This window comes from Alkalihalobacillus deserti (assembly GCF_020734105.1).
Classification (GTDB): Bacteria; Bacillota; Bacilli; order Bacillales; family Bacillaceae_D; genus Halalkalibacter; species Halalkalibacter deserti.
Window position 1 is genome coordinate 21,627 of the sequence record NZ_JAJAFR010000018.1, and the last position, 8,944, is coordinate 30,570.

General features: G+C 34.2%; 3 protein-coding genes. All 3 read right to left on the reverse strand.

The genetic code is table 11. The annotated features are described in order from the left end of the window. Positions 1-16 precede the first annotated feature (16 nt). From dptH to dptF, 3 genes are read right to left on the reverse strand one after another with little or no spacing between them, the layout of a single operon-like run. The gene (dptH, locus tag LDX58_RS20785; protein ID WP_227939012.1) at positions 17-5,194 is read right to left on the reverse strand and encodes a DNA phosphorothioation-dependent restriction protein DptH; all 5,178 of its coding nucleotides are present in this window, start codon (positions 5,192-5,194) and stop codon (positions 17-19) included. Next, the gene (gene dptG, locus LDX58_RS20790) at positions 5,175-6,581 is read right to left on the reverse strand and encodes a DNA phosphorothioation-dependent restriction protein DptG (protein WP_227939015.1); all 1,407 of its coding nucleotides are present in this window, start codon (positions 6,579-6,581) and stop codon (positions 5,175-5,177) included. The genes dptH and dptG overlap by 20 nt, the downstream gene beginning before the upstream one ends. 10 nt (positions 6,582-6,591) lie before the next feature. Continuing rightward, the gene (dptF, locus tag LDX58_RS20795) at positions 6,592-8,880 is read right to left on the reverse strand and encodes a DNA phosphorothioation-dependent restriction protein DptF (protein WP_227939016.1); all 2,289 of its coding nucleotides are present in this window, start codon (positions 8,878-8,880) and stop codon (positions 6,592-6,594) included. Positions 8,881-8,944 lie beyond the last annotated feature (64 nt).

An 8,944-nucleotide genomic window follows, 5' to 3' on the forward strand; every position in this document is an offset into this window, starting at 1 on the left:
TGGGTGGTTTTTAAGTTTAAAAACGTTCACTTAATGGTGAAATATTAACAATTGAGACAATTGGTTTTGTTAATTCGCCACGACTATCAAGTACTGGTCCATGTACAATACACTGACCTTTTTTCAAACTAGACAGCTTGTTTTCCCATTCTTTTTTCTCTGCTGGGCTCTGTGAAAGACTAGCAGCTATATGTGAAACTTCCTGCTCTGGTGGTGAAAAATAAATCTTCTGAGATGCATTTTGTAATCGGGCTAACTCATCCGTGCTTAGTTGCGATTTTAAGAATTGCGTTGCATACCAAGCGGACCAACCAAATTTTCGTCCCTCTGTTAAGATACGTGCTGAAGGTGATTTCTCGGTGTGATCGAGATTTTGCGCTTCATCCATCACAACAGGCATTGGAATATTCTTATGTCCATTGCGAACAGAATAACTCCAAAGATCCCATAAAATGAATTCCGTTATCATTAACTGAACATCTCTTGGGTAACCTGTTAATTGGATGATATAGACCATACCATTAGCATCGATGATTTCTTTCCAGTTCAAACTATCTAATGGATTAAATGGATTTCGATCAATCAGATTTCTAACTTGAGAAAGGGCAGTTTTGGAGTAACTCGAACCTTCCTCTTCTAATTCTATTTTTAGCTTTAATAAATCCATACTGTCGCCATACTTTTGAACACCGTTACGTGTTGCTTCATAAATCGCATTAAGCTGTTGCACCCCTAGTGATGAATACACAGATCCAAACACACTCTTAATTCTTTCCGCAACATCAGTTTCATTTTCTGGTAACTTTATTCCACCAATTTCTCGTTCTGCTCGTTTAAACGGGTTAATAGGGAATTTTTCACTATAGACGATTTGTTGCTTAAGTTGTTCTCCGAGAGCTCCTGTAAACTCAGGCTCAAGTTGATTCGGTAAGAATCCCTCAGTGTAGTCAATGACAATACTGGATAGCCCATTTTTAGCTTTTTCTAACAACAGACATTGCATGAAGTATGTTTTACCTTGTCCCGATTTCCCAGATATCAATAAATGTCTATTAGCGAGACCTGGATTACCATATTCCCAATAGATGTTGCGATTTGAATTATCGAGTTTGCCTATAAGGATTCGAGTGTCTTCTAGGTATGTTTTAGTTGGATCATTAGGCGGGATTACTTCTGTTCCCCCATTAGATTGATCGATTAAATCCTCCTTGTTTTCTTCCTCTCCCTCAACTCTGCTTCTACCACTGTTAGATGTAAGTTCATAACCAGCAGAATCTGGAGGATCCGCAACCATCTGTTGCTGTTCGTTTGACGAGTATTTATAGTTATAACTCAACAATTTCTCCTTCTCAAAGTCAGTCTTTCCTTCTTGAATTCGATTAGCCAACTCATTAATGGATTCTGTAATCCCACGATATCCATCTTCTTCAGTAAGGTTTACTACCATAATACCCTCACTTAACTCTGCAGTACGATGAAAGGCATCTTTTTGGAAAGAGAGAATCGCACCATTACCAATTAACGTTTTTAAATCATTAGAGATCTCGTAATCATCATTTAGAAGCCTTTGTATGATTGAATCAGCTAAAGTATATTCCTTTTCTTCCCAAAAGTGGCTCTGCTTTAACCTTGCTGCATTTGAAATAAATAATTGAGCAAAGAAGTTACGGTAGAAGATGTTTTTAAATTTAATATCAACACTCTTCTGAAGCTGCGTTTCAAAGAGCTTTCTTGTATTTTTTATTTGACCTCTTGCTTTTTCGATAACCGTTGATGAGTTAATGCCAATCTTAACTTCAACCGGGTAATAATGCAGCTTTAGTTTCTCATCATCTTCTTCTAACCCAATTAGAAGTAGGTCGTCACTATGTGTACCTCTAACTCCAAGGTTTTTCGCTGTAAACACTCCATCACGCCTATTTAGATTTACAGCACCAGCTACTCTTAAGATCTCCTCCAAAGAAATTGGAACCCAAAGTATATTGTCATGGTTAAAATATGAAAGACTGTATTTAATCGCAGAGATAATACTTAACTTTTCTCTAGAGAACTGACCTTTACTTCCGATAATTCGTAATAGCCACTCTCCATTAAATGTATTAAATGCTTTGATTGTATTCGCAACACTTTTCTCATCAGCTTCAACGTCTTTAGTTGCGAGATATTCTCTAATAACTAAATTGAACTGATCTGATTTATCAGTGACAGTAATGGCATCATAGCGGCTGGAAGATGTGTACTGATCATTATAATGAATGACAACTAAACTTCGATCATATTCTTGGAAAAAGGCTAAATCGACACTAGGATCGATAAAAGTAACCCAATACGAAGATTTGAAAATTCTTTGTAATGTTTCTTCATCTTCATTAGCAGTCCTGGAGACAATTGATTCGCCTTTCCGGTACGTATCGGATCCATCATTCCTCATATTAGCAGCTAGTTCATTCACATAATAGGCTGTATTTAATAGCAGATTGTCACCTATGTCTGCACCTCTTACTCCAAAGCCACTCCTATAATCTTCTTCCCCCTTCATAGAAGGAATTGTCGTCACTAACCCATCAAGAGAAATCCCCGTTCTCATTTCTTCCATAGGTTGCAACGCATAATTTTCCTGTGATTGCATCTTATAAAAAGAAATATGAGCATAACGATAATCACTATCAATTTTCTGCTTGTAATAGAATAAGTTTTCTCGAATGAAACGAATTATGTCATTTTCATCGTACTTTTGCGTCTTGAAAGGAATATCTAGAAACTCCTTAATCGTTTCGATTGATTCTAATCTAGAAAACTGATCAAAGGCACTTTGTTGTAATTGATCTTGATAAATTGTAACTTCAACAGGGTTTAAAGCTTCAACGCCTTTTGTTTTGATACGTTGTACTAACCAATTTATAATCCCTTTTAATACTTCTTTATCATTTGTGATATTAACGACATTAAGTTTTATTGGAGCCTTAGAATCACTAATAAATAGATAATTAAAATGTTCCTCAAACTGGTTTATTTTATCTTGAACAACCTTTGCTAAAAACTGGCTTGCATCCGATACTGTTACTTCCCTAACTGGCTTAAATATGACCCATTCTAAAGCAGCCGTGTGGCTATCTGGTTTGTATAACTGATCATTATGATTATATATATATGGAAGTAACGCATCTGCATTTAATCTTGTTAATATACTAGGATCCAATTCTTCCTGCTTTAATTGCTCCGCTAAGGATAATTGATACGCAATTACAAGTGGATGGAAAGGCGTTAGATACATTTGCCCTCCTGATTCCATTACACCTAACTTCATCAGATTCCGTCCCTTACTACCTGGAGCCCTTCCTTCCTCAAATAGTCCAATCTGCTTTAGGTACTCTTTTATATATTCAACTGCTCTTTCTTTAAGTGCTTCGCTAATATGACACAAACTTGGTGTCCCTTTATTGATCCTAAAATATTGAATAAATCTACTATAAGCTTCCCGTAAATCTTCATGTAGTTCTAGTGGAGTTTCTAGTACCTCATCCGCATCCAAAGTAGCACTTTGAATTCCTTTTTCAATCCAAGTCTCTTCCCATTCAAGGAACTGTTTATACTCTTGATGAATATAGAATTCTCTACTACCAATCACTAAGCGGTTGTTAGTCTTTTTAAAATCCTGACTTAATTCCCGTTTCATTCTCCACAACCGCATTCCAGTGATAGGAATAGATTCTGGCAAATCATTTTTCAAAAGAATTGGTAGGGTACAATCATTATATTTAATATTAAAGAATAAGTTATCCTCTTCATCAAATGCATCAGCCTGAGGCAATATCTTTAATTCTGTATCTTCCTCTAATTCAATTATTTGATTAGATTCAGTGATCTCAACTTTTTCTGAGTTTATTCCTCTCCCAATTTTGATCTCTTCAGTTTCAGATTCAAGTTCAATACATTGATTTTTTACATTAACAATATATCGAGTCTTTAATTCTAATAGAATCGTTTCATCAAATGGGATAACCGTAATGTGAAATTCACTTCCTTGAGAAGCTTTATTCTCATGTTTATAAGCAACTCTTACAAAAGTAGGGCTGTTTTTTTGAGTGTGAATATTTAAATTTGCATTCGTTCGCTTTACATCTAAGGTTACTAAAGAACTTTTAGAGACAGTAAAATAATCTCGAACTAAACTTTTTTCTTTACTTCCCTCAATATCAAAGGCTACTTGTACTTCTACATTGTCATCTACATTTGGATTAAAGATAACTACATGCCTCTTTCTTTTTCCAGCTGCTGTTTCAGAGAGAGGCTTTTCCCAATAGACTTGTCCGCTTTCTAATTTCAAATGTTTTAATTCAACTTTAGTACTTTTATTTTCTTTATCCTTTTCCTCTGCATACCGATTTACACTTTGAAAGGGAACATCCGTCCACTCTTCTTTTTTGAGTTCTGGCACTCCTCTAACTGAGAATCTTTTTTCAAGATCTTCTTCAAAAGAGCCGAAGTCGTGTGATTTCTTTACATAATCAAACAATTCTCTGTTTCGATTTAAACGTTCTTTTAGCTTGTTACCAGTAAACGTAGCTAACTCATCATCTTTAAATAAACCAAAGTTCTTATAATCCTTATCCTCGAGTGACCCCTTAATTAACACATCAAAAATATCTTCAAAGTCTAAAAGAGTTAATTGGAGAATCGCATGATCGTCCATTAAATGATTTAGGTTATCAAGTAAAATTAACTGTTCGTTCTTTGACAAAACACTGTTTTCAATCTCAGCCTTAATCCTTTTAAATAGAGATGTAGGATGGAGCGGCATCCCTTCCTTCTGAAGGTCACTACTTCCCCCTTGGATACTATCTAACTGCTCAGATACAATACTTAAAAGAGCCGTTCCTTTCCATACCCCATATTGCTCCCCGACCTGATTTCTTAAAGTAACAAGAAAATCAGGTTTAACATCAGTTGAAGTATGAGCAATCACTAACTTCATATTATTTATTTCGAGGTAGGCAGTTTCATACTCATCTCCAAGAGAATGCTTATAGATAAATGGATTTGCTAATGAACTTTCTTTAAGGTTAGAAACCAGTTCAGCTACTTCTTCAGGACTATCCAATTGCAAATAAAAACGATCTCCCTTTGATAAACTTGTCTTTGCAAAGAAATCTAAAAGTAACTCTCCTACATATTTATAAAATTGGTTTAACATACTGTGCATCACCACTATCACTTTTCTTGTCTAGTATATTTAAATTATCTAGCAATTCTATAACCTCTTTCTGTGAATAGCGATCAAGAGCTATTCCTCTTTTCTCGAACTCCTCGAACAATTGCTTAAGAGGGATTCGATCATTCTTAACAGCAACTGCTGTAATCATTAGTAAGAAGTCTTGAGTTAAGTTCAATGTATAACCGAGGTTACCTCTTACTTTTAGAAATTTATCAACAGCGGTATCCTCAACAGATGTACCATATTTCAAAACAACAGGGGTACTCATTCCTTCTTTTAAGCATTTAAAAAGCATTCTAAAAGCTTCTTTAACATTTTCTGACCTAACATACGGAATTTCAATCTTTGACCGCTCGATATATTCCTTTATCCATTCATTTAAGCTATTTAAAAAAGTAGTCTGGTCCTCTTCACTAGTTTCATTTAAGGTATTATAAATATCTACATAAGTCATAAACATTTTATTTTGGTTAAAAGTATTATGACTTAATTGAGATAAAGTGTGAATATGAACAAATAAATGTTTTGCTTTATCTTTAAGCCTTTTATAGCCTTCCATTTCACTTGCAGCTTTCCTACGCTTATTAATTGATTCCCATTCCAAACCAAAATATAACGGTTGAACTTGAGCATAATCGGCTGATTCAAACTCATCAAATTTTAAAGTAAGCTGAGTTACATATAGAAAGAAATAATAATGAACCAATAAAGGATAATGTTCCAAGAAGTAATCTCTATACTTACTAATAAAAATTAAATCTTCTTTAAATCTCTCAGATATGACATTTAAAACTGGAGCATAAGAACTTTTTGGTTTTTCAACATCCACAAGGTTGTTTAACTTCTTTAAAATAAGGGAAGTCAAAATATCTTCTCCCTCATTTTTTTCGAATAGGTATGAAAGTTTATCCTTTTCCCCAATTAATACGTCTTTTGTAAATTGAGCGAACTTTTTCTCTTCCTTTGACTTTTCTGAAAGAGGGTAATAATTATAAACATATGGGTGAATAGGCTTTATTCTATTACTGTTTCCATATAGAAAATCATCTAGGAAACGGTGTAAATCATACCGAATGTCTTCATTTTCACACATAACAACCTCAGTCACTTTAGATAATGTAGCATTTTCTCCAAAATGTGTTTCTAAGTCCTGGCCTTCTTTCTCTACGTCTAATTTTACATTCGAAAGTAAACGAGTAAACTCACCCAAAACTTGTGAAAAGTTATACTTTATAATATTTGTCTTCTTGCTAGATACAAAGGGCAAAACAGCAGTAATTTTCCCAGTATCGTGAGTGACACCTATGCCTTTTGTTTTTGGTTTTATTAAGTTTTTTAATTCCTCTACATCTAATAAATAATTCATCCCTTATCTGCTACTCCTTTTCATACACAAACCCACCAAAATCGTCTAACCCTAGCTTGTATATTTTTTGTTCAGATGGGATATGGATTAATAACTCTTCGTTACGTTTTCCAAATCTCATTATTTTTTCAATGAATTCCACAAATTTTATGGCATCCTCTTCATCCTTTTTATTAGGACAATAACCATTCTGTACATTTAACAATAACTCATAAAGAGGATAATCAATTTCCACTAATTGCTTCTCCTTAATTTCCCCTCCATGATAAGCAATTGTAAGTGTCTGTTTAAAACTTGTTAACACATCATCATGATTCGTTGTTAGATGGTCAATGCTTGGCCTTAGGTCTATGAATTGAGCTACTCTGAACTTTTCATTTGCTTTATTTAAATAGATATAACTCTTTTTGGGACTCCCTTTCCATTTGAAGATTGATGTCTTTACTTCATCATAAAGAGTTCTAATCATGGTTATCTCTTTTTTATTAAAGAAATACAAGTGATTCATATATTTTTTATAGGCAATTGGCGTTGCGTTAATTGCAAATTCTCTATTACTTAAGTAAGTTAAGCGTATAAGTGCTTGTGTAAATACATTTGCAGAATACGAGCTAACTTCTTCTTGATTAGTGATAGGATTCAACCATTCTTGAACTGTTGAAATATCCTTAATGTAATTTGTTATCAGCTCTTGCCAATCACTAAATGTGTTAACATCAATAATAACTTTATCAACTGCTTCAGTACGTATATGAATTGGATCTAACTCCACCATCGTTCGTAAAATAAATGACCGCTCACGACGTCTAAATAATAAGTTAGGGACGGTATGATTTAGCTTCTCAAATTGAGTCCACTCACCATCAAGCTTTTCCTCGTATTGGTCAGGAAGAATAAGATCTGCGATGAAGTTATAGAATGCACGTGCCGAGATAACTAATTTGTACTTAACAATTGCTTGGATAATCAACTGAATGATCGTTTGTTGAACATCCTTGTTTAAAAGAAATTCGTAATTCTCATGGATAATAAGCTTATGATTGAGCTTAAGATCTTCTTGATAAGCGATATAAAAAGGGTTATTTTCATCTTCTGAAAAAACTCGTTCAACAATCGTTGCGAAGAATGTTGATGTTGGACCCTCTTTTGTTAATTCGTATGCATGATAATCGCTGAAACCTACTAAATGAAATGACTGCTCACTATACTTAGTGGTTACATTTGGAGAAAATAAATGACTATTATCAATAAACTGTTTCAATCCATTAAAAGTCTTACCTTCATGCTCTTGAGTAATGAAATTATGTAAAACTCCTAAGTTGATAGCCAGGATAATATGGTCATTTGAATCTGAAATCTTCTCATCTGAGAATCCATCCAAAAGTTCAGACAATGTCTCAATTGCATTCATATTTGGACTGAAACTTTCAGTAGCATCATTTAAAACCTGAAACCCTTCAAGGAGCTGAGGTTTATTCTCATTTAAATAAGCAAGTAAATGTGATTTCCCATCTCCTACACTTCCGCATAAAAGGATCAACTGAGGCCCATGTTCACTCTGCGCTTTCTCAAGTATACTTTCAAAGTCCTTTTGAATTTTACGCTCAACATGCATATAATCCTTAAACCTACTAAATGAATTAGCATTTTCAACAGCTTCTTGGGCCGAATCTTGAAGCCTTCTCATTTCTCTTAACAAGTAGCTCTTACCAACAGGAAGGCTAAGATCGATAATATTGTCTTGCTCTTCTTCACTCTCCGGCTTTTCCTGTGTGACTTCTGAATGAACCTCAACTTCTTTTTGAACATTTCCATGCTCTTTTAAAGCCTCATGTATAAAACTAGTTATATCCTCTTTACTTAATTCCGCTTTTGGAGGCTTCGGATTACGATACTCCGGAATAGCAATGTTTTCCGTCGAATAAACTTCCGTGTACCATGTTGCCAATTTATGCATCATTTTATATACTTTTAAAGCATCGAAAATATCATCAAAGTCTGCATTATGAACTGCCTTATTTCCTGAAATCCTAATTGTATCAAGAGCTTGTTGTATATCTCTGGTTAATACACCTTCTTTAGAGAGATGATTAATTCGCTCAAATGCTGAAGGAAATTGATATTCATCATATTCTTCTATTACAAATACATCTTTTATTATCTCTTCTGCAAAGAGCCTCGCTCTGAACATAGCTCCTTGTGGGTCTGAGAATATAATCTCTTCCATTTTCTCTGCTGTTTCAGCAGCCTTTTCATTTAATGCCTCAAGGAAACTCAGTAGGTAATTTGAATTACTCAAAATTCACAACCCCAATCAATTATTTCGATAAAAATAAACACTTTACATATTTTGTCGATTCTTA